Raw genomic sequence first — 26,258 nt, 5'->3', positions numbered from 1 at the left:
GTCATTTGCCGATCGACAGGCTCGAGGAGCGTCGCAGTTCCTCGATGGTCTCGATCAGTTCATCGTAGGACACCGGTTTGCCGATGTGCTGGTCGAAGCCCGATTGCCGGGATTTCTGAATATCGCTTTGGGCACCGTAGCCCGTCAGCGCAATGGCCGGCACATCCCTGAGCAGCGGGAGTTGCCGCAAAGCGCTCATCAGTTCGTGACCGTTCATGACTGGCATGCCCAGGTCCGAAATGATCAGGTCGAAGTGCGTGCCTTTTGCGGCGTCCAGCGCGGCCACCGGACGGTCGAAGGCAATCACTTGCGCGTCCTCCATTTCCAGCAGCATCTTCAAGGTTTCCAGCACTTCGGCAGAGTCGTCGACCAGCAGAATGGTCAAGCCGCTCAGCCGTCCGGCCCCCTCGTCGACCTGCGTAGCGGTTTGAGCGTCATGATCAGTCTTGGCCATCGGCAAGTAGACACTGAACGTGCACCCTGCACCCAACCCGGGTGAGCTCACTTCAACCGAGCCGTGTTGTGCTTCTGCCAGTTGGCGGACCAGCGACAGGCCGATCCCCAGCCCTTCACGGTTGTGCGTGGCATGTTGCTTCTCTGCCTGCCCGAACAGATCGAACACGTGCTCAAGGTTCTCGGCGGCAATGCCGGTGCCGTTGTCTTTGACGTCCAGCCGCACCCTGTTCCCGTCCTGGCTGGCGATCAGTTGCACGTGGCCATTGGGCGGGGTGAATTTCAGCGCGTTGTTCACCAGGTTCCAGATAATCTGTTCCAGGCGTGTCGGATCGGCATGCACCATCAACGGCTCTGAAGGCACATGCAACTCGACCGTGGTTTCGTGCCGTTCGTTGAGCACGACGCTGTGGATATCACGCAGCACGCTGACCAAGTCCGTGGCGACCGGTTGCAGCTTGAGTTTGCCGGTACGGACACGGGCGACATCCAGCAGATCATCGATGATCCGGGCCTGGCTATTGACGGCATCGCAGATCGTATTGACGGCCTTGGCGGCCGGAGCCACGGACTTGGTCACCGGCAGGCGACGCAGCAGCTCAGCGTTGAGCTGGATCAGGTTCAGCGGGTGCTTGAGCTCATGGGACATGACTGCGAAGAACTCGTCCTTGAGGTAATTGGTGTTGCGGGTCTCGGCCAGCGCCAGGCTTTGCGCTTCGTGCTGACGTTTGTGGCCGGTCAGGTCCCGGGCAATCTTCACGTAGCCTCGGAGGTTGTCACCGCTGAGCAACGTCGCCTCACCACTGCAAAAGAACCGACTGCCATCCTTGCGCAAGTGCCAGCGTTCGTCCTCGCTGCGCCCATGGTCGCGCACCGTCTGCAGTTCTTTCTCGGGCACGCCGCTGGCGCGGTCCTCTTCAGAGAAAATAAAGTCGTAATAAGCCCCCTCTGCTTCGCTCTTGCCATAACCGAAGATCAACTCGGCACCTTTGTTCCAGCTGGTGATCACCCCTTGTTCATCCAGCGTGATGATCGCGTAATCGCGGGTGCTTTCAGCCACCAGACGCATGCGTTCTTCGCCCAGGCGCAGTTCTTCTTCGGCGGCGCGGCGTTTGGTGATGTCGATGAAGGTCAGCACCGTCCCGTCGATATGGTCTTCGCTGGAGCGGTAGGGCAGCAGGCGGGCGATGTACCAGCGCTTGTCGGTGCTGCTGACTTCACGCTCGATCATGTTCAATGACTCGAAGACCAGCGCTGCATCACGGGCCAGGTCGTCGTAGTGCAGTCGGTGGGTGATGTCGAGCAAGGAGCGTCCGGTATCCACCGGCAACATGCTGAAGATGTCCGTGGCGCGCGGAGTGAACCATTTGATCCGCATGTTGCGGTCAACGAACACCGTGGCGATGTCGGTGGAGGCGATCAGGTTGGTCAGGTAGTCGTTGATCTTGTCGGTTTCTTCAACTTTGGTTTTCAGCTCGAAGTTGACCGTCAGCAACTCTTCGTTGATCGATTGCAGTTCTTCCTTGCTGGTTTCCAGCTCTTCGGTGGCCGAGCGCAGCTCTTCGTTGATTGCCTGCATTTCTTCGTTGGAGGCCTTCAGCTCCTCGCTAGAGACTTCCGATTGTTCGATGGTGTCCTGCAAGTGCAACTTGGTGCGTTGCAGTTCGCGTTCAAGGTTGGACAGCACCTGGCTTTCGGTTTGCGTCAGGGTCGAGGCGGCCTGTTCCGAGGGATCGACTTCGGCCTCTTCGAAAATCACCAGGACAAACTCGCCGTCCGACTCTTCGTCCTTATAAGGCTGCGCCATCAGGTCGACTTTGTAACGCCGGTTGTCCCGGCTGATCGGCACCGCACGGGATTTGACCACCAGGCCACTCTGCTGGACCTGAAACAGCGTGGTGCGAATCTCCAGACGCAACTCGGGAACAATCAGCGTCAGCAAGTTACGCGACAACTCGCCGCCCACATGGCGCAGGAAGCGCCCAGCGCTATCGCTCATGTGCAGGATGTCGGCGTTGGCATCGACAATCATGCTCGGTGGCGCCGCGCTTTCGAGGGCGCGCTGATGGATGTCGGCAAAGGACAGTTTGCGCTGCACCGCGTTTTGCGGCGTCTCACGGGAAATATTGCTGCGCACATACCCGCCGCGCGGCATGGTTGGGGTACGTCGGCTATTGGTCGTGCCGGTCTTGGCGCGGAAGATCCGGTTGCGCTTGTCCACCGGAGCGAACAGTTCGTGGCAAGCATCGGCGCTCTCGGAAGAGCCCAGGAACAGGAAACCGCCCGGACGCAGTGCGAAGTGAAACATTTGCAGAATTTCACGCTGCACTTCGCGATCCAGGTAGATCAGCAGGTTGCGGCAAACGATCAGGTCAATCTGCGAAAAGGGCGGATCGGACAACAGGCTGTGTTTGGCAAACAGGACCTTTTCGCGAATTTCCTTGCGAATCCGGTAGTGGTCATCTTCCTTGACGAAGTAATGCCGCAGGCGCGTCGGCGGCACATCGGTCACGATCGCTTGCGGATACAGACCGGCCCGGCCGATGCTGATGGCGCGTTCGTCAATGTCGGTGGCAAACAGTTGCAGCGAGGCTTTGCTGGCGTCCAGTTGCAGTTGATCGTTGAGCAGCATCGCCAGGCTGTAGGCTTCTTCGCCCGTTGAACAACCGGCGGACCAGACACGGATTTCTTCTTTCTCGGGCTGCGCCGACACGGCGGCACTGACCAGTTGCGGCAGTACGTTCCGCTCTAGGGCTTCGAACGCCTCGCGATCACGGAAGAAGTTGGTCACGCCAATCAACATATCGCCCAGCAGGGCTTTGGTTTCGTCGGGATTGTTTTGCAGGAAGCGGAAATAGGCACCCAGGTCGGGTTGGGCCGTGACCTGCATCCGGCGCTCGATCCGCCGCAACACGGTCGCGCGCTTGTAGTGCTTGAAATCATGGCCGGTGCCGGTGCGCAGCTGGATCAGGATGTCATGGAGCAGCTGTTCGGCGAGCGCCGCGTCACGCTCGGACACGGAGGCGAACGTTTGCAGGTCTGGGTCGTTGGCGGTGGGCAGGCTGATTTCCTGTGAGTTTCGCCACAGCTCCAGCAGCTTTTGCGGCATTTCCACCACCGGCAACACCAGATCGACATTGCCGGTTTCGATGGCAGCGCGAGGCATGCCGTCAAACTCGGCATCTTCCGGTGCCTGGGCCATGGTGATGCCACCGTGTTCCTTGATGCGCGACAGCCCGACCGCACCATCGGAGCCACTGCCTGACAGCACCAGGCAGAAAGCGCGCTCGCGGTGGACTTCGGCCAGGTCGCGGAAAAACAGATCAATCGAGGCGTGCCGAGACCCGTGCGGGTCGTTGCTGCTGACTTCAAGCACCCCGTCATTCATCGTCAGCCGCTGAGCCGGCGAGATGACGTAAACGTGGTTTTTCTCGATCGGCACCGTTTTGGTGACTTGCAGGACTGGCATCCGGGTCGATTCCTGGATGATCTTGTCCGCGATGCTCTGGTGATCGGGCGACAGGTGAAGAATGATCACGAACGCCATGCCGTTGTCATGCGGCATGTTCTCGAAAAACAGTTTGATGGCTTGCAGCCCGCCCGCCGACGCTCCAACGCCTACCACTGGAAAATCCAGGGTGCTGGGCTTCAGGGCCTTACGCTCAGGAGCCGGGGCCGAGTGCTGGGGGGTGCTGGTCATTTCTTCTGCCTTAGTCGGCGACTGCGGTCTATTGATATCTTCGGTTATAAAAAGCGCGTCAATAAAGCAGCATAATCCCGTTTTTCAATAACACCTTCAAATATTTAGAGACACTTGATTGGCTGGAGTTCTCAAGGGAACGGCACTCCTGGCCGATAACCCGAACGGTCATTGTCTTCTTCTCAAATTGCCTGGAAATCTTCGATGCTGTCGTATCACCAAAAGAGTTTTCTGATCGTCGATGATTTCTCGGATTTCCGCAGTTCCGTCAGGTCCATGCTGCGTGAACTGGGGGTCAAGGACGTCGACACCGCAGACACCGGGGAGCAGGCGCTGCGCATGTGTTCGCAGAAGGCCTACGATTTCATCCTGCAGGATTTTCACCTCGGCGACGGCAAGAAGAACGGCCAGCAAGTCCTCGAAGACTTGATGATCGAAAAGCTGATCAGCCATGAAAGCGTGTTCGTCATGGTCACTGCCGAAACCAGCCAGGCCATGGTGCTCAGCGCGCTGGAACACGAACCCGACGCTTACCTGACCAAGCCGTTCAACCGTTCCGGCCTGGCCCAGCGCCTGGAGCGTCTGGAACAGCGCAAGAACCTGCTCAAGCCGATCCTGCAAGCGCTCGATCGTGGCAAACCGCTCGAAGTGCTCAATGCCTGCATCGAGCTGTGCAAGAAGGACATCCGTTATTCGCCGCTGTGCCTGCGTTACCGCGCGGACGCCTTGCGCGACCTGAATCAAAACGAAGCGCTGGAACGTCTCTACGACAGCATCATTGCCGATCGGCCGTTGCCGTGGGCGTTTGCCGGGTTGGGCAAGTTGCTGTTCAAGCGTGGCCAGGTCAGCCAGGCTAAAGGCGTTTACGAAAAAGCCCTGAAAGTGTTTCCGATGATGCCGGCGCTGTATGACGGCATGGCTGATGTGCTGGTGGCCGAAGGGGATACCAAGGGCGCGCAGAAAGTATTGGAAGAAGCCATTCGCCTGTCGCCGCTGGCGGTGCGCCGGCAAGCACTGCTGGGCAAACTGGCGATGGCCAACGAAGATTTCGATACGGCCTCAAAGGCTTATCGCCAGGCCGTGTCCCAAGGCGCGCAGTCACGCTTCAAGGATGCCGAAAGCAACCTCGGCCTGGCCCATGCGTTGATCAGCAAAGGCAGCGAGAAAGGCCTGGATACCCGCACCCGACTGGAGATCAATACGACCCTCAGTCTGGTGGCCAAGGAAAACCCGTCTGATCCTGGCCTGCAGATTCGTGCGCGCCTGATGAAAGCCACCAGCCTGTTGCTCAACGACGCCGAAACCGCCGAGAAGCTCACCGAGCAGGCGATGATGCGCCTCGATGGCATGGAGCAGTTCATGAGCGCCGAAGCCGCGCTGCTGGTGGCCAAGCAGCTGCAAATGCTTGGCCAGGCGAGCGCCGGCGCGACGATGTTGAAAAACTGTGCGGAAATCTACGGTGACGATCCGGTGGTGATGCAAGGGATCGCCAAACTGACCGATGACCCGACGATCCTCAGCCAGAGCAACGCGGCCTCCGACCTCAACCGACAGGGTGTGCAGGTGTACAAGACCGGCAACCTGGTCGAAGCCCGGGCAATCTTTCGCAAAGCGCTGGCGCTGCAACCGAAGAACATCAGTATCGCCCTTAACATGGCGCAATCGCTGCTGCACGGCACCGATACCAGCGTAGCGTCGGCCGAGCTCGATGAATGCCGGGCCTGCCTGAAACTGGTGGGCATGATGCCCGACACCGACGCGCGGTATCCGCGCTTTCAGAAACTGAAAATCAAGGCGTTCAGCGGATGAGCCAAGACAACTCTGCACTGGATTTTTCGACGGTGATTGCCTCCACCGTGCACGACATGAAGAACTCGTTGACCCTGCTGATGCAGGCCCACAGCCAATGGCTGGCCCGCTTGCCCGATCCCGAGCGGCACAGCCCGGAGCAGGGCGTCATCGAGTACGAGTTCGCTCACCTCAACGGCATGCTGGTGCAGTTGCTGGGGCTGTACAAACTGGGCGTCAATCAGATGCCGTTGCAGCCGGCCTATCATGAGCTGGATGATTTCATCGAAGCGCAACTGGCCGCTCATCAGGAAGTGTTCGCCAGTCGCGGCATTGTCGCGACTTATGAAGTCGACCCGTTGAGCCCCTTGGGTTTCTTCGATCGCGAGCTGGTGGCCTCGGTGCTGGCCAACTGCATCAACAACGCCATTCGTTACGCCCGCCAGTCATTGCTGATCAGTGTCGGCGACGAGGCCGGCGAACTGGTGCTGTCCATCAACGACGATGGCGACGGTTATCCGGTCGAGATGATCGAGCGTCAGGCCGATTATGTGCAGGGCATCAACCACAGCAGCGGCAGCACAGGCCTGGGCTTGTATTTCGCCGGACGGATCGCCGCCTTGCATCAGCGCAATGGCGTGGAAGGACGCACCCGGATCAGCAACGGCGGGCCGTTGGGTGGTGGGGTGTTCAGCCTCTGTTTGCCCTGACGTTTCTTTTTGTGTGGCGCTGCTTGATATTCCGAACAGGCGGAGCCTATTTTGTACGGGTCGCCGTTCGCGGCTCGCACAATTACAAAGGATTGCGTCATGACAACCGATGGCCAGCGTTCACTCGCACAGCGATTGACGGGCATTGATGAGATTGAATGTGTCACGCCGGATTTGAACGGCGTGCCTCGGGGCAAGGTAATGACCGCCGAGGGGTTTCTCGAAGGAAGGCGTTTGCAGATGGCGCGGGGTGTGCTGCTGCAATGCATCATGGGCGGATATCCGCCCGCACGCTTTTACGGCAGCGATGATGGCGACCTGGCGCTGGTGCCTGACCCGGCACACATCCACCGCTTGCCCTGGAGCCAGCAACCGCGGGCACTGGCCATTTGCGACGCCGATGAACTGACCGGCGAGAGCTCGAAGCTGTCGACCCGTGGCCAACTCAAGGCGGTGATCGCCCGTTACGCGGCGCTGGGCCTGGCGCCGGTGGTGGCGACCGAGCTGGAATTCTTCGTGTTCGCGCCCAATCCCGACCCGACGCAACCGTTCCAGCCGCCGTTGGGCCTGGACGGTCGGCGCGAGGAAGGTCATTCGGCGTTCAGTGTCAGTTCCAATAACGGTCTGCGGCCATTCTTCAGCGAAGTCTACCAATGCATGGCGGCCCTGGGTTTGCCGCGCGACACCTTCATGCATGAGATGGGCGTCAGCCAGTTCGAGATCAACTTGCTGCACGGCGATCCGTTGTTGCTGGCCGACCAGACGTTCCTGTTCAAGCACCTGCTCAAGGAAGTCGCGCTCAAGCACGGCCTGAGCGTGGTGTGCATGGCCAAGCCGCTGGCGCACACGCCGGGCAGTTCGATGCACATTCACCAGAGCATCGTCGAGATCGGCAATGGACGAAATGTGTTCAGCGATGCGGCAGGCCAACCGACAGCGACCTTCCGTCACTTCATTGGTGGCCAACAGGCCGGCATGGCGGATTTCACCGCGTTGTTTGCGCCGAACGTGAATTCCTATCAGCGCTTGTGCCATCCGTATGCTTCGCCGAACAATGCCTGCTGGTCCCACGACAACCGGGCCGCCGGATTGCGCATTCCGGCCAGTTCACCGGCCGCCCGTCGGGTCGAAAACCGCTTGCCGGGGGCTGACGCGAATCCGTATCTGGCGATCGCCGCCAGTCTTACCGCCGGTTTGTATGGCATCGAGAACGAACTGGAGCCGAGCGAGGCGATCCAGGGCGAATTCGAAGTCCCGGATAATCTTTCGTTGCCGTGTACCTTGCATGCCGCTCTTGAACGTCTGAAACGTAGCCAATTGGCGAAGGAACTGTTCGGCAAGGAGTTCATCGAAGGCTACGTCGCTTCGAAGACCATGGAGTTGACCAGCTTCTTTGATGAAATTACCCCCTGGGAGCGCCGTGTTCTGGCCACCCAGGCCTGACGACCTGTCGTCTTCGGGCTATCTTTTCGGATAGCCCGTTTCTTACCGCAAGGAGCCGCTCGGAACGCCGATGCGCCAAATCTGGAAACCTTTTCGAGCGCTTTATTTTGCCTCGCTGATGATGTTGATCGGCTCAGGCTTGCTGAGTACCTACCTGGGCTTGCGTCTGGCGGCGGATAACGTCGACAGCTTGTGGGTGGGTGCGTTGATGGCCGCCAACTATTTCGGCCTGGTGCTGGGTGGCAAGATCGGTCACCGACTGATCGCCCGGGTCGGGCATATTCGCGCCTATTCGGCCTGCGCCGGGATTGTCGGCGCGGCGGTGCTCGGCCACGGTCTGGTCGACTGGTTGCCGGCGTGGATATTCCTGCGGGTGATCGTCGGTCTGGGCATGATGTGCCAGTACATGGTGATCGAAAGCTGGCTCAATGAGCAGGCTGAAGCGTCGCAGCGTGGCACGGTGTTCAGCGGCTATATGATCGCGTCCTACCTGGGGCTGGTGCTGGGCCAACTGATTCTGGTCATGCACCCGGCCCTGGGCCTGGAACTGCTGATGCTGGTCGCCTTGTGCTTCGCGCTGTGCCTGGTGCCAGTGGCCCTGACCCGGCGGATTCACCCGGCGCCATTGCATCCGGCGCCGATGGAGCCGCGGTTCTTCATCAAGCGCGTGCCGCAGTCATTGAGCACGGTGCTGGGCGCGGGGCTGATCATTGGCTCCTTCTACGGTCTGGCGCCGCTGTATGCCTCGCAGCAAGGATTGTCCACCGAGCAGGTCGGTCTGTTCATGGGTAGCTGCATTTTTGCCGGGCTGCTGGTGCAGTGGCCATTGGGCTGGCTCTCTGACCGTTATGACCGGGCGTTGTTGATCCGCTGTTTTGCGGTGGTCCTGGCCCTGACCGCGTTGCCGCTGGCGATCATGCAGCAGGTGCCGCTGGAGGTTCTGTTCGTCGCCGGGTTCTTCTGTTCGCTGGTGATGTTCTGCCTGTATCCGCTGGCGGTGGCCTTCTCCAATGACCACGTCGAAGGTGATCGTCGCGTGTCCCTGACAGCGATGTTGCTGGTGACTTACGGCGTGGGCGCCAGCATCGGGCCGTTGGTGGCCGGGGTCCTGATGAAGCTGTTCGGCAGCCACATGCTGTATGCCTTCTTCAGCTTCTTCGCGTTGGTGCTGGTGTGGCGGATTCGCCCGAAAGCGGTCACCAACCTGCATCAGGTCGAAGATGCGCCGTTGCATCACGTGGCTATGCCGGACAGCATGTCGAGTTCGCCACTGGTGGCATGCCTTGACCCGCGGGTCGATGAGCAGGTGGTGCAGGATCAGATGCAAAATCCGATCAGCCCGGAACCTGCGCCTGAACCAGAGCCGGATCCCGAGACTGAGACCGATCCACCATCAGAAGACCCGGATGCGGGTCGTGAGCAAAGCTTCACTGAAGCCAGGCCCTAAACCCGCGCATAAAAAAACGGGCAGTCACCGCAAGGGACTGCCCGTTTTTTGTTGAAGCACCGTATTACATGTCGTCTTTGTCGAAACGGCGTGCTTCACGCTGTAGCTGATAGACGAACCGTTCGACTTGCCGCTGCACCAGACCGCTCATGTTATGAAAGCGAACACCGGCGAAGGTGGTGGAGATCCTCTCTTCGAAGTGCAGGTAACGCAATTCGACCGGTGCGGTCATGTTGCCGAAGGGCAGGGCGGCGACAAAGCGGTCATAGACCTGGCCCAGTTGCAGGCTGCCGGTGATGTCACCTTCAAAACGCAGTTTGCAGCCGGTGGCCGAGATGTCCAGCAGCTTGCCGCCCAAGGTCGATTTGAGTTTCTCACCGCCCAGTTCGACGTTGACCAGTTGCGCCAGTTTCAACGCCGCACGGAACGCATTACGGCGCTGGTGATAGATCACTTCAGCGGGCAGTGGGCCACGATAGCAGCGAGCATCGCCGGACTCATCGATGGTCAGCGTACCGTTACTTTCCCAGGCGATGCGCACGCCGTCATGAAAGCCTTCAACCTTGAATGGTTCTCCGGCCAGCAGAAAACGTTCCCCGTCACGCGGGATCATTTCATCCAGGGCGATCGAATTGCTGTCGCGATCAACGTTCACCAGATAGCTCTGGAAGCGTTGGGTGCGCTCATGGAACGTGATGATCAGCGGATCATGGCTTTCTTGCAGCTGCCGCAGGTTACCGGCGATTTCCATCGGCGTGGATAGCACCTTGGGTGGCTGCGGAGCATCGTCCGCGTTTAAGGCATTGAACACGGTTCATCATTCTCCAGGCAAAATTTGACTGCGACTTGCCAGCATACTGCCAGCATGTGAGGCGTCTTGATAGAGCGTGCTCATCAACAGGCTCAAGCCTGACTAAGCGGGCGCGGCTTTGCGAGCTTGGAGGTTGATCCGCGGGCATCGTAAAGCGCTGGCGGTTCGCCGCCGGTGAGGATTTTCAGCTGATTGGCCGTGGCGGCCTGCTGGACCAGGATCGACTGGCCATTATTGACGTTGGCTGCCTGGCATTGAGCCAGTAGATCAGTCAGTTTCTCGCTCTGTTCCAGCAATTGATCGCCGATGCTCGACTGGCTGGCAAGTTGCTCCAGGCCACTGCGATCGGCCGGCAGATTGAGGCTGACGAGGATTTCACTGCGCTTGCGGCCATGCTGTTCAAGCAGAATGATCATTGCCTGCTTCTGCGCCAGAATATCTTCGAGCAGCGGCATGTCGCGACCGTGCAAGGCGAGGGACTCGGTTTGCAGTAACTCCAGCAAGCGTTGCGCTGGAGCAAAGTCGTCGGTGATCAGTTGCAGTAAATTAGTGTCGTGCATGGCTGGCCTTGGGGTTTAAGCGTCCAAAAGCCTGGCGCAGGCCGTGGCCTAGCGCTGGGCTTCGAAGTTGAGCAGTTTGCTGGCTACACGGTTGCTGTCGACTTTATAGCTGCCATCGGCAATCGCTGCTTTCAACTCGGCCACGCGGGCGTTGTCGACGGCAGGCTGATCGCGCAGCTTGTCAGTGACCTTCTGCAACTGTTGAGCCTCATTGCTGAGGTGTACCGATTCCCCGCTTTTGACGGTACTGGCCTGTTCGGCCGGGGTATTCAGCGGCGCGGATGTGCCGGTTTCGGCGGTTTCCTTCGCGGTGCTGGTACGCGTACTACCGGTAAGTGACGAGGAGCTGTTCAAACGGCTGAAATCGATGACCATGGTAAAAAACCTCTGGGTATTTGGACGCTTGCCATGTTTTCGGCTCTCCCTGCGAAAACTTTAGGCCCATTTATCAATGAGCTTGCATGCGCCAGCGCTTGTCCTGCCTGCGGCACAGTTTAGGGAACAGCCGGGCGGCGCGCCATCTTTCACCAGCAGATTGTTCTACATGGCAACTTCCACCTGGCCCGGCGCGATGACTTGCGCCTTGATGACCCGCTGGGAGTTGAGGTTTTTCACACGAATCTGTTCACGCAGGCCGCCGTTGGACAGGGCTTCGCCCGGCATACGCACACTGAGCGTACCACTGCGGGCGGTAATCACCACTTGGTCGCCCTTGCTGATGACTTCCGCCTGTTCGAGATGGACCAGCGTCAGGACCTGATTGGCGACCGTTGGTCGGGTAAGTTTCTGCCCCACGGCTTGTTCCAGGGAGGTGAAATAACCCTGGTTGATCAGGCTGATGTCTCGCTCGCGCAACATGACATCGCCGGGCTCGATGACCCCGGCGCGTTTGAGCGGCCGGGTGGTGGTGACAACGTCCCGAAACAGGCGGACTTGAGCGGGCACGAAGACTGTCCAGGGGGATGTGCTGTCGCAGCGGACCTTGACCGTGACCCGTCCGATCGGGGTCGCCGGGCTCTCCAGGGTGGCTGTCAATTCCTTGTCGCACATGGGCATGCGCAGTCGCGGATCGAGCTGGTTGACTTCGATTTCGTAGCGTCCTTCCGTTTGACTGGTAGCCAAATAGTCTTCTACGGTGAATTCAAGAAAGCCCTGAGTGACGCCGATAAGCATGTCAGGCAAGGTAACCGCGTCAGCAAGGGCAGGGCTGCCAGCGTTGAACAGGCAGACGGCCGACATTGCGCAAAGCAATTTGCGGGTAATTGATGTCAGGCGTCGGAAAAATGTCGGTTCTGTGTTCATAAGAGTTAAAAAGCAAGCGCCGTGCCGTTTAGCAATAAATGTGCGTCGCAACACACTTAAGCGTTGGTGTAGGAGTCAGTGCATGGCTGGTGTAATGGATTCAGTAAACCAGCGCACGCAACTGGTTGGGCAGAATCGCCTTGAGCTGTTGTTGTTCCGTCTCGACGGCCAGCAGCTGTATGGGATCAACGTGTTCAAGGTTCGGGAAGTGCTGCAATGCCCCAAACTGACCCTGATGCCCAAGTCCAGTCCTGTCGTGTGCGGTGTGGCAAATATCCGGGGGGCGACCATTCCGATTCTTGATCTGGCGATGGCGACCGGCTCCGGCGCACTTAAAGATCAAAGCAATCCCTTCGTGATCATCACGGAGTACAACACCAAGACCCAGGGATTCCTGGTGCGATCGGTGGAGCGCATCGTCAACATGAACTGGGAGGAGATTCATCCGCCACCCAAGGGCACGGGACGCGATCATTACCTGACGGCTGTGACTCGGGTCGACAATCAGTTAGTCGAAATCATCGACGTCGAGAAAGTGCTGGCGGAAGTGGCGCCGACACCGGAAGCGATTTCGGTCGGCGTGGTGGATGTCGAAACCCAGCACAAGGCGCTGTCCTTGCGGGTATTGACGGTCGATGACTCGTCGGTGGCGCGCAAGCAGGTGACCCGTTGCCTGCAAACGGTCGGCGTTGAAGTGGTGGCATTGAACGACGGCAGGCAAGCGCTGGATTACTTGCGCAAGCTGGTCGATGAGGGCAAGAAGCCGGAAGAAGAGTTCCTGATGATGATTTCCGACATCGAGATGCCGGAAATGGACGGGTACACCCTGACGGCCGAGATCCGCAACGACCCGCGCATGCAAAAGCTACATATCATCCTGCATACTTCGTTGTCGGGTGTATTCAATCAGGCAATGGTCAAGAAGGTCGGCGCGGACGACTTCCTGGCAAAATTCCGTCCTGATGACCTGGCATCCCGGGTAGTCGACCGGATCAAAGCAGCAGATATCAGCTAGGGGCCTTCTGCCCCTGGCGGTTAACACGATTTAAGAGGCGGCATCTTTGTCTACGGGTAATTTGGATTTCGAACAGTTCCGGGTATTCCTGGAAAAAGCCTGTGGCATTTTGCTCGGTGAAAACAAGCAGTACCTGGTCTCGAGCCGTCTCAACAAGCTGATGGAGCAGCAAGGCATCAAATCCCTGGGTGAGCTGGTTCAGCGCATCCAGACCCAGCCGCGCAGCGGTTTGCGCGAGATGGTGGTGGATGCCATGACCACCAACGAAACCCTGTGGTTTCGCGACACCTATCCGTTTGAAGTCTTGAAGAACAAGGTGTTGCCCGAAGCGATCAAGGCGGCCCCCGGCCAGCGCTTGCGGATCTGGTCGGCGGCGTGCTCGTCGGGTCAGGAACCGTATTCGCTGTCGATGTCGATCGATGAGTTCGAGCGCGTCAACATGGGCCAGTTGAAGATGGGCGCGCAAATCGTCGCGACCGACTTGTCCGGCACCATGCTGACCAACTGCAAGACCGGCGAGTACGACAGCCTGGCCATCGGCCGTGGTCTGTCGCCCGAGCGTCTTCAGCGTTACTTCGACCCCAAAGGGCCGGGGCGCTGGGCGATCAAGGCGCCGATCAAGAGCCGCGTGGAGTTTCGCTCGTTCAACCTGCTGGACAGCTACGCGGCCCTGGGCAAGTTCGACATTGTGTTCTGCCGCAACGTGCTGATCTACTTCTCCGCCGAGGTGAAGAAAGACATCCTGTTGCGTATTCACAGCACGCTCAAGCCAGGCGGTTATCTGTTCCTCGGCGCCTCCGAAGCGCTGAACGGTTTGCCGGATCATTACCAGATGGTCCAGTGCAGCCCGGGGATCATTTACCAGGCGAAGTGATTCGTTGGCCGCATCAAAAAACGGGAGTCCTCAGGGGCTCCCGTTTTTTTTGCCCGATGATTGCCCTGACATCACCACGATCCCCCTGTGGGAGCAAGCCTGCTCGCGATGGCGTCGTGTCAGCCAACATCAATGTTTCTGTTACACCGCTATCGCGAGCAGGCTCGCTCCCACAGGGGAGGGTGGTGTTCTTTAGAGGGTGATAAGCGGCAGAAAAGCGGCAGGCGGCGGAAATCGGTTGCCGCTTTTCTGGCATTGCCGTCTTGCCACTGCCGGCAAAGCCCCGGTTTCCGGGGTTTTTTGAATTGGCACGCCACTTGCTATGTCTCTGTTACGAAAAATCAGGTCACCCGAAGGTTTCCCGACATGAGCATCAGCTTCGATAAAGCGCTCGGTATCCATGAACAAGCCCTGGGCTTCCGCGCTCAGCGTGCCGAAGTCCTGGCCAACAACATCGCCAACGCCGATACCCCGAACTACAAGGCTCGGGACCTGGAGTTCTCCAAAGTGCTCGCCGCACAGAACGAGAAAACCAAGGGTGGTACGTTTGCCTTGAACATGACCAACAACCGCCATATCGAGGCCGAAGGCCTGGGCAATGGCGACGAGTCGCTGATGTATCGCACGCCGATGCAGCCGTCGATCGACCAGAACACTGTGGACGCCCAACTGGAACAGTCGAACTACGCGGAAAACGCCGTCGGCTTCCAGGCCAGCTTCACCCTGCTCAACAGCAAATTCAAAGGGCTGATGTCAGCCCTGCGCGGAGAGTAAGTCATGTCCCTATCCAGTGTTTTCAACATTGCCGGTAGCGGCATGAGTGCGCAGACCACGCGCTTGAACACCGTGGCCTCGAACATCGCCAACGCCGAAACCGTCTCGTCGAGCATCGACCAGACCTATCGCGCCCGTCACCCGGTGTTCGCCACCATGTTCCAGGGCGGCCAGAGCGGCGGCAGCGATTCGCTGTTCCAGAACCAGGACGCTGCCGGTCAAGGCGTGCAAGTGTTGGGCGTGGTCGAAGACCAGAGCAACCTTGACGCGCGTTACGAGCCGAACCATCCGGCTGCCGATGCCAAGGGCTACGTCTACTACCCGAACGTCAATGTCGTCGAAGAAATGGCCGACATGATTTCCGCCAGTCGCTCGTTTCAGACCAACGCTGAAATGATGAACACCGCCAAAACCATGATGCAGAAGGTCCTGACCCTCGGTCAGTGATAAGGGGCGACTCAGATGAGTGTTACCGATACCACCAGCGGCGTGAGCATCAAGGACGTCTTGGCCAACTCTTCGGTCAAGACCAATAACACCAGCAGCGACGGCCTGGCCTCGGCCACCAACAGCGCCACCGGCAAGAAGGCGTTGGGCAAGGACGCGTTCCTGCAATTGCTGGTTACCCAGCTGAAGAACCAGAACCCGCTCGAGCCGCAGGACAACGGTGACTTCGTGGCTCAGTTGGCACAGTTCAGTAGCCTGGAAGGCATCACCACGCTGAACGATACGGTCAGCGGCATTGCCGGCAACTACAACTCGTCGCAAGCGCTGCAAGCATCTTCGCTGGTGGGCCGCTCGGTGGTCGCGCAGACCGACACAGCGGTGGTCGATACCTCCAAGAGCTTCAACGGCACGGCCGTGGTTCCGGCATCGGTGGATCCGGTGACGATCAAGATCACCGACGCCGATGGCAAAGTGATTCGCACCATCGACATGGGCAGCCAGCAGGCCGGCAACGCCAGCTTCATCTGGGACGGCAAGAACGATGCGGGCGAAGTGGCCAAGGCGGGCACGTACAAATTCGCCGCCACCGCGACTTACGACAGCAAGGCGACCGCGCTGGTGACTTACCTGCCAGCCACCGTCAACAGCGTGACCATCAGCCAGACCGGCGGTGAGTTGATGCTGAACCTCGCAGGCCTGGGCAGTATCGCCCTGTCCAAAGTACAGACCATTGGTATATAGAGCCGACTAACACGGCACAAAGGAGTGGAATATGTCTTTCAATATCGGCCTTAGCGGTCTCTATGCAGCCAACAAACAACTGGACGTGACCGGCAACAACATCGCCAACGTCGCGACCACCGGTTTCAAATCGTCCCGTGCAGAATTCGAAGACGTGTACTCGGCCACTCGCCTGGGTACCGGCAGCAAGACCGTCGGCAACGGCGTGCGTCTGGCCAACGTTTCCCAGCAGTTCGGCCAGGGCGACGTGAACAACACCGGCAACGTGCTGGACATGGGCATCCAGGGCAGCGGTTTCTTCATCCTCAGCGACAACGGTTCCCTGAGCTACACCCGTGCCGGTGCGTTCAAGACTGACGCCGAAAACTACGTGGTCGACAACAACGGTAACCGCCTGCAAGGTTACGGCGTTGATGACAACGGCAAGATCATCAATGGCGTGCTGACCGACCTGAAAATCGACACCTCGAGCCTGTCGCCCAAGGCCACCACTCGCGTCGACCAGACGATTAACCTGAACTCCTCGGAAACCCTGCCGACCGTTACACCGTTCAACCCGGCCGAGCCATTGAGCTACAACAAGCCGATCTCCACGCATATCTATGACAGCCAGGGCAACCAGCACAACCTGGACCAGTATTACGTGAAAACCGGTACCAACGCGTGGACCGTGTACACCTACGTCGACGGTCGTTCGCCTTCCAACCCGGCCGCCGAGCCACCTGTGCCAGTGACGGCCAACGTGACCTTCAACTCTGACGGTACCGTCAACACCATGACCGGCAGTCCTGGCTTTGCTGTGACCGGTAAAGTCTTCCAGTTGACCGGTTGGGTGCCGGGCGTGGTCACCAATGCCAACGTGACGCCAAAAGTCTGGGGGCCTAACGGTTCGGTTGCGGCCACTGGCGGCCTGTCCTTCGACATGACCAAGACCACCTCTTACAATTCGCCGACTGCCCGTACCCAGCAGTTTCAGGACGGCTACGCCACTGGCCAGATTTCCAGCCTGACCATCGACGAAACCGGTGTCATGACCGCTAACTTCAGCAACCAGCAAACCAAGGCCATCGGCCAGGTGGCGGTCGCGAGCTTCGCCAACGAGCAAGGCCTGCAGCCCATCGGTGGTACGCGCTGGAAAGAAACCTTCGCCTCGGGCGAGGCGGGTGTCGATGCTCCGAAAACCGGTACGCTGGGTGCGGTGGTGTCCAACTCCCTGGAAGAGTCCAACGTCAACCTGACCAACGAACTGGTCGATTTGATCAAGGCGCAGAGCAACTACCAGGCAAACGCCAAGACCATCTCCACTCAGAGCACCATCATGCAGACCATCATTCAGATGACCTGATGCTGGTTCACGCTGAATAAAGAGCCCCTCGTGAGAGGGGCTTTTTTTATGGGCGGGATTTGTCTCGAGTGCCGAATTTTGCGTTGTCAGTGATGGCCCCTTCGCGAGCGGGCTCGCTCCTACAAAGGATCTTCAGTGCGGCGCCTGTCCAGTTCAGGAGCAAGCCTGCTCGCGAAGGCGTCAGCCCGGTCACCACTTTCCTTGGGGCAAAAGAAAACCCCCGACAATCCAGAGGACTGATCGGGGGTTATCCAGACGAGCGCCTTGCGGCGCTCACCGGCTCAGCTTATTGGCAAGCTTCGCAATCCGGCTCGTCGATGGCGCAAGCCTTCGGCACTGGAGCAGGGCCGGCTGGCGCTGCCAGGACCGAATCTTCACCGTGGTTGCCGCCGCTGGAAACAGCGTTCAGCTTGCCGGTGTTGATGGTCGACTTCTCGGTGCTGGTCGCGGCCAGGGCACGGAGGTAGTAAGTGGTTTTCAGACCACGGTACCAGGCCATGCGGTAGGTCACGTCCAGCTTCTTGCCCGAAGCGCCAGCGATGTACAGGTTCAGCGACTGAGCCTGGTCGATCCACTTCTGACGACGGCTTGCCGCGTCAACAATCCACTTGGTGTCCACTTCGAAGGCGGTCGCGTAGAGCTCTTTGAGTTCTTGCGGGATGCGCTCGATCTGTTGCACCGAACCGTCGTAGTACTTCAGGTCGTTGATCATGACCGAGTCCCACAGACCGCGAGCCTTCAGGTCGCGAACCAGGTACGGGTTGATCACGGTGAATTCGCCCGACAGGTTCGATTTCACGTAGAGGTTCTGGTAAGTCGGTTCGATCGACTGCGATACGCCGGTGATGTTGGCGATGGTCGCGGTCGGTGCGATGGCCATGATGTTGGAGTTACGAATGCCTTTCTGCACACGGGCACGAACCGGTGCCCAGTCCAGGGATTCGTTCAAGTCAACGTCGATGTACTTCTGGCCACGTTGCTCGATCAGGATCTGTTGCGAATCCAGCGGCAGGATGCCTTTGGACCACAGCGAACCCTGGAACGTCTCGTAGGCGCCGCGCTCGTCGGCCAGGTCGCAGGAAGCCTGGATCGCGTAGTAGCTGACCGCTTCCATCGACTTGTCGGCGAATTCGACGGCCGCGTCGGAACCGTAAGGAATGTGCTGCAGGTACAAAGCGTCCTGGAAGCCCATGATGCCCAGGCCGACCGGACGGTGCTTGAAGTTGGAGTTCTTCGCTTGTGGCACCGAGTAGTAGTTGATGTCGATTACGTTATCGAGCATGCGAACGGCGGTGTTCACGGTGCGTTCCAGCTTGGCGGTGTCCAGCTTGCCGTTGACGATGTGGTTCGGCAGGTTGATCGAGCCCAGGTTGCAAACGGCGATCTCGTCCTTGTTGGTGTTCAAGGTGATCTCGGTGCACAGGTTCGAGCTGTGAACCACGCCGACGTGCTGCTGCGGGCTGCGCAGATTGCACGGGTCTTTGAAGGTCAGCCATGGGTGGCCGGTTTCAAACAGCATGGACAGCATTTTGCGCCACAGGTCTTTGGCCTGGATGGTCTTGAACAGCTTGACCTTGCCTGGGTATTCGGTCAGGGCTTCGTAGTACTCGTAACGCTCTTCGAAAGCCTTGCCGGTCAGGTCGTGCAGGTCCGGTACTTCGGACGGCGAGAACAGGGTCCACTTGCCGTCATCGAAGACGCGCTTCATGAACAGGTCAGGGATCCAGTTGGCGGTGTTCATGTCGTGGGTACGACGACGATCATCACCGGTGTTCTTGCGCAGCTCGATGAACTCTTCTATGTCCATGTGCCAGGTTTCCAGGTAGGCACAGACAGCGCCTTTGCGCTTGCCACCCTGGTTAACGGCAACGGCAGTGTCGTTCACTACTTTCAGGAACGGGACAACGCCCTGGGATTTGCCGTTGGTGCCCTTGATGTACGAGCCCAATGCACGAACCGGCGTCCAGTCGTTGCCCAGGCCGCCTGCGAATTTCGACAACATGGCGTTGTCGTGGATCGCGTGGTAGATGCCCGACAGGTCGTCCGGCACGGTGGTCAGGTAGCAACTCGACAGCTGTGGACGCAGGGTACCGGCGTTGAACAGGGTCGGGGTCGACGACATGTAGTCGAAGGACGACAGCAGGTTGTAGAACTCGATGGCACGGTCTTCTTTCTGCTTCTCTTCGATCGCCAGGCCCATGGCCACGCGCATGAAGAAGATTTGCGGCAGTTCGAAGCGGATACCGTCCTTGTGGATGAAGTAACGGTCGTACAGGGTTTGCAGGCCCAGGTAAGTGAACTGCTGATCGCGCTCGTGGTTGATCGCCTTGCCGAGTTTTTCCAGGTCAAAGGTGGCCAGGACCGGGTTCAGCAATTCGAATTCGATACCCTTGGCGATGTACGCAGGCAAGGCCTTGGCGTACAGGTCGACCATCTCGTGGTGGGTCGCGCTTTCGGCGACTTCCAGGAAGCTCAGGCCTTCGGCACGCAGGGTGTCCATCAGCAGGCGAGCGGTCACGAACGAGTAGTTCGGCTCACGCTCGACCAGGGTACGGGCGGTCATCACCAGGGCGGTGTTGACGTCGGTCAGGGCCACGCCGTCGTACAGGTTCTTCAGGGTTTCGCGCTGGATCAGGTCGCCGTCGACTTCTTCCAGGCCTTCGCACGCTTCGGTGACGATGGTGTTCAGGCGGCCCATGTCCAGAGGCGCAAATGAGCCATCGGCGCGGGTGATGCGGATCGACGGGTGAGCGTTGACCGCTTCTTCGGCCGGTGCGTGGGCAGCGCGTTCTTTCGAACGACCGTCACGGTAGATCACGTAGTCGCGGGCCACTTTCTGCTCGCCGGCACGCATCAGGGCCAGTTCGACCTGGTCCTGGATTTCTTCGATGTGGATGGTGCCGCCCGAAGGCATGCGACGCTTGAAGGTCGCGGTGACTTGTTCGGTCAGGCGCGCAACGGTGTCATGGATTCGCGACGAGGCGGCAGCGGTGCCGCCCTCAACTGCGAGAAACGCTTTGGTGATCGCGACGGTGATCTTGTCATCGGTATAAGGAACGACAGTGCCGTTACGCTTGATCACGCGCAGTTGGCCAGGCGCGGTGGCGGACAGATCCGAAGTCGAATCAGCGGCCTGCGGCAAGGTGCCCTGCGGGTTCTCGCGAGTTGTGTCGGTTTGCATGGGGGAGTGTCTCCACATTCTCTATGTTTGTTTGAGCACCTTCATGGTGCCCACCGTTCTGTCCTGAAGCACTACAACCGAGGGGCCTCGGGCATAACAACTTCGGGACAGTAGGAAAAGGCTAATGATGCCGCTTCCTTGCCGAAGTCTTTGGTCTCGAGCCAGGGCCCGAAACCGGATTCCATTCAGGGTGACAGTAATGTCTGCAACACCCGTACCGTTCCGGCTGTTCTGGCCTCAAAAAACGGTGCCATCCGCAGGTGCGGTTTGGGCTTTCAAATTCACGCTTGGTTCAACCGGAAACAGCAATAAAGCGCTTGAGTTTCTGGTCTGAAATGTGGTTAGGCTTTTTAAGCCAAAACCCTACATGTAGGGTTTTTTTGGCGCCGGGCTACAAGATAATGCGTTTTGGAGGGTGTTGCAACGTACTACCTGTGGATAAACCTGTGCGTAAATTGTGTGTGAAAGAAGGAACAGGCGTGTAGGCCGCGACCTAGCGGGAGCGAACCGTTTTTCACTGATTTTCAGCGATTGAAAACAGTCATTCGGATTTTTAAGGGCGCGAACCCTATCACAAAAATCCGGGTTGTCCGAACGCATTTGCCGGCTTGTGTTCTCGGCGTTCGGCGTTTATACAATCGGCCAGTGTGTATGCATTCTTATCCTCCCCAATCATTACAAAAAGACGGGCGGATCCTTCCTTATAAGTGTTGTTGGCGAGCAGAGGTCACCGTGGAGCAAGAAGCCTGGCAGATATTGATTGTGGAGGACGACCAGCGTCTGGCCGAACTGACCCGCGATTACCTGGAAGCCAATGGCCTGCGCGTATCGATCGAGGGCAATGGCGCCATGGCCGCGGCCCGCATCATTAATGAAAAGCCGGACCTGGTGATCCTCGACCTGATGCTGCCGGGCGAAGATGGCCTGAGCATCTGCCGCAAGGTGCGCAATAAATATGACGGCCCGATCCTGATGCTCACCGCCCGCACCGACGATACCGATCAGATTCTTGGCCTGGACCTGGGGGCCGACGATTACGTGTGCAAACCGGTGCGTCCGCGCCTGCTGCTGGCGCGCATCCAGGCGCTGTTGCGCCGCAGTGAAGCCCCTGAGGTGGCCCCGGAAAAACAACGACGCCTGCAGTTCGGCCCGCTGGTGGTGGACAACGCATTGCGCGAGGCCTGGCTGAATGACAGCGGCATCGAGCTGACCAGCGCCGAATTCGATCTGCTGTGGCTGCTGGTGGCCAACGCCGGGCGCATCCTGTCCCGGGAAGAAATTTTCACCGCCCTGCGCGGCATCGGCTATGACGGCCAGGATCGCTCCATCGACGTGCGCATCTCGCGCATCCGTCCCAAAATCGGCGACGATCCGGAGCATCCACGACTGATCAAGACCATCCGCAGCAAAGGGTATCTGTTCGTTCCGGAAGCCTGCACCCTGTGAACTCGATCTTCCTGCGTATCTACGGCGGCATGTGTGCGGCGCTGATTCTGGTCGCGGTGCTTGGCGTACTGGCCTTGCACCTGCTCAACCAGGTGCGCAGTGAGCAATACCGCGAACGCCTGGCCCACGGCACCTTCTCGCTGATGGCCGACAACCTGCAACCGATGAACGAAACCGAACGCCACCGGGCCTTGCTGGTGTGGGAGCGTTTGCTGGGGATTCCGTTGGCGCTGAAGACCTTCGCCCAGACCGACCTCGACCTGACGCAGCGTACCCGCGTGCTGCGCGGCCAGGCGCTGGTGGAACAGACGGGCCCGCATGCAGCGAAGGTGTATCGGCTGGTCAGCGACAAGGAACAGTTGGTTTTGACGGGAGAAGTCCAGCAGATCAGCGAGCAACTGGCGCGAGCGACTATCTATCTGCTGGCCGACGAACTGGTGCGCGTGCCGGTGGCTGAGCAGCCCAAGCGCCTGGCGCAATTGAAACAAGACAAAGGCTTCGGTTTCGACTTGCGCCTGGTCACCGTCGACCAGGCGGACATGGACGAGGACCAGAGCCGCCGGATCTCCGAAGGCGACACGGTGATGGCATTGGGCAAGGGCGGTGACTCGATCCGGGTGTTTGCCGGCATGGTCGGCACGCCGTGGGTCCTGGAAATCGGCCCGCTGTACCAGATGAATCCTTATCCGCCCGAATGGTTGGTGCTGATCGCGGCCCTTGGTTTGAGCCTGATCGGTTTGATCGTCTATCTGTTGGTGCGACAACTTGAGCGTCGCTTGCGTGGTCTCGAAGCCGCTGCCACGCGTATTGCCAAGGGCAGCCTGGAAACCCGTGTGCCGGCGCGCGGCGCGGATTCGGTGGGGCGGCTGGCCTCGGCGTTCAATGGCATGGCCGAGCACTTGCAACAGTTGTTGGCGATCCAGCGTGAACTGGTGCGCGCGGTGTCCCACGAATTGCGCACCCCGGTGGCGCGCCTGCGTTTTGGCCTGGAGATGATCGGCTCGGCCACCACGCCACAGGCCCTGGAGAAGTACCGCGAAGGCATGGACCACGACATCGAGGACCTCGACAAGCTGGTGGACGAAATGCTGACCTACGCGCGTTTGGAGCAGGGCTCGCCCGCGCTGAATTTCCAGCGGATCGATCTGGATGCGTTGGTCAATCAGGTGATCGGGGAATTGGCACCGCTACGCGCCGACGTCACCGTGCAGCGCGGGTTGTGCCTGTCCGCCGCCGATTGCGACGATGCCTGGGTCGAGGCCGAGCCGCGCTATTTACACCGGGCGATCCAGAACCTGGTGAGCAATGCCATGCGCCATGCCTCGTCGCGGGTGACGGTCAGTTATCAAGTGGGGCAGCAGCGCTGCCGGGTGGACATCGAAGATGACGGGCCGGGCGTGCCAGAGTCGGCGTGGGAAAAAATCTTCACGCCGTTCCTGCGCCTTGATGACAGCCGTACCCGGGCGTCGGGCGGGCATGGCTTGGGACTGTCCATTGTGCGGCGGATTATCCATTGGCATGACGGGCGGGCGTTGATCAGCAAGAGCAAGAGCCTGGGCGGGGCGTGCTTCAGCCTGAGTTGGCCGAGGAATCAGGAGAAGCGGTGAGATTTGCGGCGTCTGTACTGGCCTCATCGTCGGAACGCCGCCCGGAGCAGGCCCTTCAATACACCGCAAATCCTCAGGCCTTGATACTGACCAGACTCAACAACTGCCCATCCACCACCCCAAACTGCGCATCCAGCTCAGTGCCATTGCGCCACTCGCTGGACAGATCTGTCAGCAATCGCAGCCGCACCTCACCGCTCTCGCTCCACTCCAGCACTTCCGCATGTTCAAAATAAAACCGCTGCCGAACAATCGGATACAGCGCCTTGAACAGACTCTCCTTTACCGAAAACGTCAGCGTGACCAGCATCGCCAACTGATCACGATGACCTGCGGCCATGCGCTGCAATTCCGCCGGGGTGAGGATTTCCCCGGCCAGGCGTTCGGCCCGTTCAGGGTTTAGCAGGTTTTCCAGGTCCATCCCCAATCCACGCCAGTGGGTCTTGTTTGCGACAATCGCCGCGGCCCGGCCGGTGCTGTGGGTGATTGAGCCGCTGATATGCGCAGGCCAGACCGGCGCCCGGTCTTCACCGATGGCCGGGCTGAAACTCAGCCCTTCCAGCTTCTGCAACGCCGCCCGGGCACAGACCCGACCGGCCAGAAACTCGGCCTGACGCTTGGCAACCGAGCGCTGGATGCTCGCTGGCGGCTCGATGGCGCTGCGCCTGAAATCATCGAGGGCCAGTTGCGAGGTATCGAAGTGCGTGCTCAACAGCACCGTATCAGGCAGCACAAACGGCAGCGGCCAATGGGCGTCGAGCGGGGTGCAGCAGACGGGCAGGGCGGGGGTGGAATTCATGTCGCGCATTTTGCCGGGTTGCCTTCGGGCTGGGTAGTCCTGACGTAGACCGCGTTATCGTTCTTCGCGGGCAAGCCTTGCTCCTACAGGTTTGAGCCGATCACGAAATGGCGGAACGACACAAGCCCTGTAGGAGCGAGGCTTGCCCGCGAAGGCCACGCCTCGGTCTTTCTGCTTAACCGAAGATTTTTTTGAAAAACGCCTGCATATCCGCCCAGGATTTTTCATCCGCCGTCTTGCTGTACCCGATATCCGGCCCACCATGATCGCCATGGCCCAACCGATCCGCATCTGGATTGCTGAACCCATGCTTGGCGCCCTCAAGGCTGACGAATTGATAGTCGGCCCCGGCCTTGTCCATCTCAGCCTTGAACGCCGCGACGTTGTCCGCCGTCACCATGCTGTCCAGCGCACCATGCTCCACCAGGATTTTCGCTTTCACGCTGCCCGGTGTTGCGGGCGTTTTGGTCGCCAGCGCGCCGTGGAAACTCACCACGCCCGCCAGCGGAACGCCTTGACGCGCTGCATTCAGCACCACGGCACCGCCGAAGCAGTAACCGATGGCAGCGATTTTATCCGGATGGGTCTGTGGCTGTTTCTTCAGCAAATCGAGCCCGGCCTGGAAGCGGGCGCTGGACGCGGCACTGTCTTTCAACGCCGCTTGCATGAAGGCCATGGCGTCCTTGGGATGCTCGGTGTTCTTGCCATCGCCATACATATCAATGGCCAGCGCGCTGTAACCCAGTCCGGCCAAATCACGGGCGCGGCGCTTGGTGTAATCGTTGAGGCCCCACCATTCATGCACCACCACCACGCCCGGACGTTGACCTTTAATAGCATCGTCGTAAGCGTAATAGCCGATCAGCTTCGTGCCATCGGGGCTCTGATAGGGAATCTCCTGAGTCTTGATCTCGGCGTGGCTGAGCCCGCTCAAGGCCAGTAATACGAGGGCGAGGAACACGCGCATGGTCGGATCTCCTGCATAAAAGTCATCAAAACAGCCGGGTGGAGTTGATTCAGCTTAGGTTCAGAGTGCGTTCAGGGGGAGTTCAGGGGTGGGTGCGTAACCTTGCCCCGTACCCAAAAAGCAAATAGCGCATGAGGAAATTCCCCAATGACTCACTTCAAAAAACTGCTTCTGGCTTTCACCGTCATGGGCGCAAGCACCGCGGCTTTCGCTTCCAACGATAATTTCGCCAGCCTTACTCTTGGACAGACCAGCGACAAAGTCAAAAAGTCCCACGCCCTGAACGACAACCTCAACCACCCGAACGCCGACGGCGTGATCGGCAAGGACACCACCTGGGGTGTGCGTCTGGGCCAGCAAAACAGCGAGGGCCGCTACTACGCCACTTACGACAACGTGTCGGGTTCGCACAATGGCATTAAACTGCGTCAGGAAAACCTGTTGGGCAGCTACGATCTGTTCTACCCGGTAGGCGCCAGCACCAAATTGTTCGGCGGTGCCACGGCCGGCCTGACCAAAATGACCCAGGAGTCCCCAGGGTTCAGCCGCGACAGCAACATCGGCTACGCCATTGGCGGCCAGGTTGGCGTATTGCAGCAAGTGTCGCAAAACACCTCGGTCGAACTGGGTTACCGTTACCTGCGCAGCAACGCCAGCACCGAGATGAGCGAGCGCGGTGGCAGCAAGCAGGGTTCGCTGGACCTGACCAGCAGCGCCCAGACCTACCTGTCGGCGAACTACGCTTTCTGATAAGTGCAATCCCTGTAGGGGTGAGCCTGCTCGCGATAGCGGCGTGTCAGTCGACATCAATGTCGAATGTGCTGGCGCCATAGCGAGCAGGCTCGCTC

Annotated in this window: 21 protein-coding genes; 13 read left to right on the top strand and 8 right to left on the bottom strand. The window is 59.3% G+C overall.

Annotation, left to right across the window (positions count from 1 at the left end; translation table 11 throughout):
- Nucleotide 1 precedes the first annotated feature (1 nt).
- Entirely contained in the window at nt 2-4,153 is a 4,152-nt protein-coding gene (locus tag QMX98_RS12500) for a CheR family methyltransferase (RefSeq protein WP_077749186.1), read from the bottom strand.
- A gap of 204 nt (nt 4,154-4,357) precedes the next feature.
- Between QMX98_RS12500 and QMX98_RS12495 the strand changes: the two genes are divergently transcribed.
- From QMX98_RS12495 to QMX98_RS12480, 4 genes are all read left to right on the top strand, one after another.
- A complete protein-coding gene (locus QMX98_RS12495; protein ID WP_010457175.1) occupies nt 4,358-5,962 on the top strand; it encodes a tetratricopeptide repeat-containing response regulator in 1,605 nt (534 codons plus the stop codon).
- On the top strand, nt 5,959-6,651 hold the full coding sequence (locus QMX98_RS12490) for a HAMP domain-containing sensor histidine kinase (protein ID WP_077749187.1): 693 nt from the start codon (nt 5,959-5,961) through the stop codon (nt 6,649-6,651). Before QMX98_RS12495 ends, QMX98_RS12490 begins: the two co-directional genes overlap by 4 nt.
- Before the next feature lie 201 nt (nt 6,652-6,852).
- Nucleotides 6,853-8,094 (top strand): glutamine synthetase family protein, encoded by a 1,242-nt coding sequence (locus tag QMX98_RS12485; protein WP_282410837.1) that lies wholly within the window; start codon nt 6,853-6,855, stop codon nt 8,092-8,094.
- Nucleotides 8,095-8,164: 70 nt separating this feature from the next.
- Entirely contained in the window at nt 8,165-9,541 is a 1,377-nt protein-coding gene (locus QMX98_RS12480; protein ID WP_010457169.1) for an MFS transporter, read from the top strand.
- Between the two features lie 64 nt (nt 9,542-9,605).
- Here QMX98_RS12480 and QMX98_RS12475 read toward each other — a convergent pair whose 3' ends face one another.
- From QMX98_RS12475 to flgA, 4 genes are all read right to left on the bottom strand, one after another.
- On the bottom strand, nt 9,606-10,352 hold the full coding sequence (locus QMX98_RS12475) for a flagellar brake protein (protein WP_042932643.1): 747 nt from the start codon (nt 10,350-10,352) through the stop codon (nt 9,606-9,608).
- Nucleotides 10,353-10,444: 92 nt separating this feature from the next.
- Nucleotides 10,445-10,912 carry a flagellar protein FlgN gene (locus QMX98_RS12470; protein ID WP_010457166.1) on the bottom strand — a complete coding sequence of 156 codons (468 nt, stop codon included), beginning with the start codon at nt 10,910-10,912 and terminating at the stop codon, nt 10,445-10,447.
- 48 nt (nt 10,913-10,960) lie between these two features.
- Complete coding sequence (gene flgM, locus QMX98_RS12465) at nt 10,961-11,287, bottom strand: flagellar biosynthesis anti-sigma factor FlgM (protein WP_010457164.1); 327 nt, start codon at nt 11,285-11,287, stop codon at nt 10,961-10,963.
- A gap of 165 nt (nt 11,288-11,452) precedes the next feature.
- Nucleotides 11,453-12,214 (bottom strand): flagellar basal body P-ring formation chaperone FlgA, encoded by a 762-nt coding sequence (flgA, locus tag QMX98_RS12460; RefSeq protein WP_077749189.1) that lies wholly within the window; start codon nt 12,212-12,214, stop codon nt 11,453-11,455.
- 82 nt (nt 12,215-12,296) lie between these two features.
- On the opposite strand from flgA, the gene QMX98_RS12455 reads away from it, so the two are divergent.
- The 6 genes from QMX98_RS12455 to flgE all read left to right on the top strand — a co-directional run bounded on the left by QMX98_RS12455 (nt 12,297) and on the right by flgE (nt 17,410).
- Nucleotides 12,297-13,229 (top strand): chemotaxis protein CheV, encoded by a 933-nt coding sequence (locus QMX98_RS12455; RefSeq protein ID WP_010457160.1) that lies wholly within the window; start codon nt 12,297-12,299, stop codon nt 13,227-13,229.
- A gap of 46 nt (nt 13,230-13,275) precedes the next feature.
- Nucleotides 13,276-14,103: a protein-glutamate O-methyltransferase CheR gene (gene cheR, locus QMX98_RS12450; protein WP_010457158.1), complete on the top strand. Its 828-nt coding sequence runs from the start codon at nt 13,276-13,278 to the stop codon at nt 14,101-14,103.
- 366 nt (nt 14,104-14,469) lie between these two features.
- Nucleotides 14,470-14,877, top strand: coding sequence for a flagellar basal body rod protein FlgB (gene flgB, locus QMX98_RS12445; RefSeq protein ID WP_010457156.1), 408 nt, complete (start codon nt 14,470-14,472; stop codon nt 14,875-14,877).
- Nucleotides 14,878-14,880: 3 nt separating this feature from the next.
- Nucleotides 14,881-15,324: a flagellar basal body rod protein FlgC gene (gene flgC, locus QMX98_RS12440; protein ID WP_010457154.1), complete on the top strand. Its 444-nt coding sequence runs from the start codon at nt 14,881-14,883 to the stop codon at nt 15,322-15,324.
- 15 nt (nt 15,325-15,339) lie between these two features.
- Nucleotides 15,340-16,065 (top strand): flagellar hook assembly protein FlgD, encoded by a 726-nt coding sequence (flgD, locus tag QMX98_RS12435; protein WP_010457152.1) that lies wholly within the window; start codon nt 15,340-15,342, stop codon nt 16,063-16,065.
- A gap of 31 nt (nt 16,066-16,096) precedes the next feature.
- The gene (gene flgE, locus QMX98_RS12430; protein ID WP_010457150.1) at nt 16,097-17,410 is read left to right on the top strand and encodes a flagellar hook protein FlgE; all 1,314 of its coding nucleotides are present in this window, start codon (nt 16,097-16,099) and stop codon (nt 17,408-17,410) included.
- A gap of 286 nt (nt 17,411-17,696) precedes the next feature.
- Here flgE and QMX98_RS12425 read toward each other — a convergent pair whose 3' ends face one another.
- Entirely contained in the window at nt 17,697-20,591 is a 2,895-nt protein-coding gene (locus QMX98_RS12425; protein WP_010457148.1) for a ribonucleoside-diphosphate reductase subunit alpha, read from the bottom strand.
- A gap of 732 nt (nt 20,592-21,323) precedes the next feature.
- Here QMX98_RS12425 and QMX98_RS12420 point away from each other — a divergent pair.
- Together QMX98_RS12420 and QMX98_RS12415 are read left to right on the top strand one after the other, a co-directional pair.
- On the top strand, nt 21,324-22,037 hold the full coding sequence (locus QMX98_RS12420) for a response regulator (protein ID WP_282410834.1): 714 nt from the start codon (nt 21,324-21,326) through the stop codon (nt 22,035-22,037).
- Complete coding sequence (locus QMX98_RS12415; protein WP_282410833.1) at nt 22,034-23,644, top strand: ATP-binding protein; 1,611 nt, start codon at nt 22,034-22,036, stop codon at nt 23,642-23,644. The genes QMX98_RS12420 and QMX98_RS12415 overlap by 4 nt, the downstream gene beginning before the upstream one ends.
- A 73-nt stretch (nt 23,645-23,717) precedes the next feature.
- On the opposite strand, the gene QMX98_RS12410 is transcribed toward QMX98_RS12415, so the two are convergent.
- Nucleotides 23,718-24,443 carry a 4'-phosphopantetheinyl transferase superfamily protein gene (locus QMX98_RS12410; RefSeq protein WP_282410832.1) on the bottom strand — a complete coding sequence of 242 codons (726 nt, stop codon included), beginning with the start codon at nt 24,441-24,443 and terminating at the stop codon, nt 23,718-23,720.
- Nucleotides 24,444-24,618: 175 nt separating this feature from the next.
- Nucleotides 24,619-25,410 (bottom strand): dienelactone hydrolase family protein, encoded by a 792-nt coding sequence (locus tag QMX98_RS12405; RefSeq protein ID WP_282410831.1) that lies wholly within the window; start codon nt 25,408-25,410, stop codon nt 24,619-24,621.
- Nucleotides 25,411-25,557: 147 nt separating this feature from the next.
- Here QMX98_RS12405 and QMX98_RS12400 point away from each other — a divergent pair, with 147 nt between their 5' ends.
- Nucleotides 25,558-26,160 (top strand): membrane protein, encoded by a 603-nt coding sequence (locus QMX98_RS12400; RefSeq protein WP_010457138.1) that lies wholly within the window; start codon nt 25,558-25,560, stop codon nt 26,158-26,160.
- Nucleotides 26,161-26,258: the final 98 nt, after the last annotated feature.

It is taken from the genome of Pseudomonas sp. PS02303, assembly GCF_029959925.1.
Lineage (GTDB): Bacteria > Pseudomonadota > Gammaproteobacteria > Pseudomonadales > Pseudomonadaceae > Aquipseudomonas > Aquipseudomonas mandelii.
This window is presented reverse-complemented; position numbering and strand designations above follow the sequence as displayed.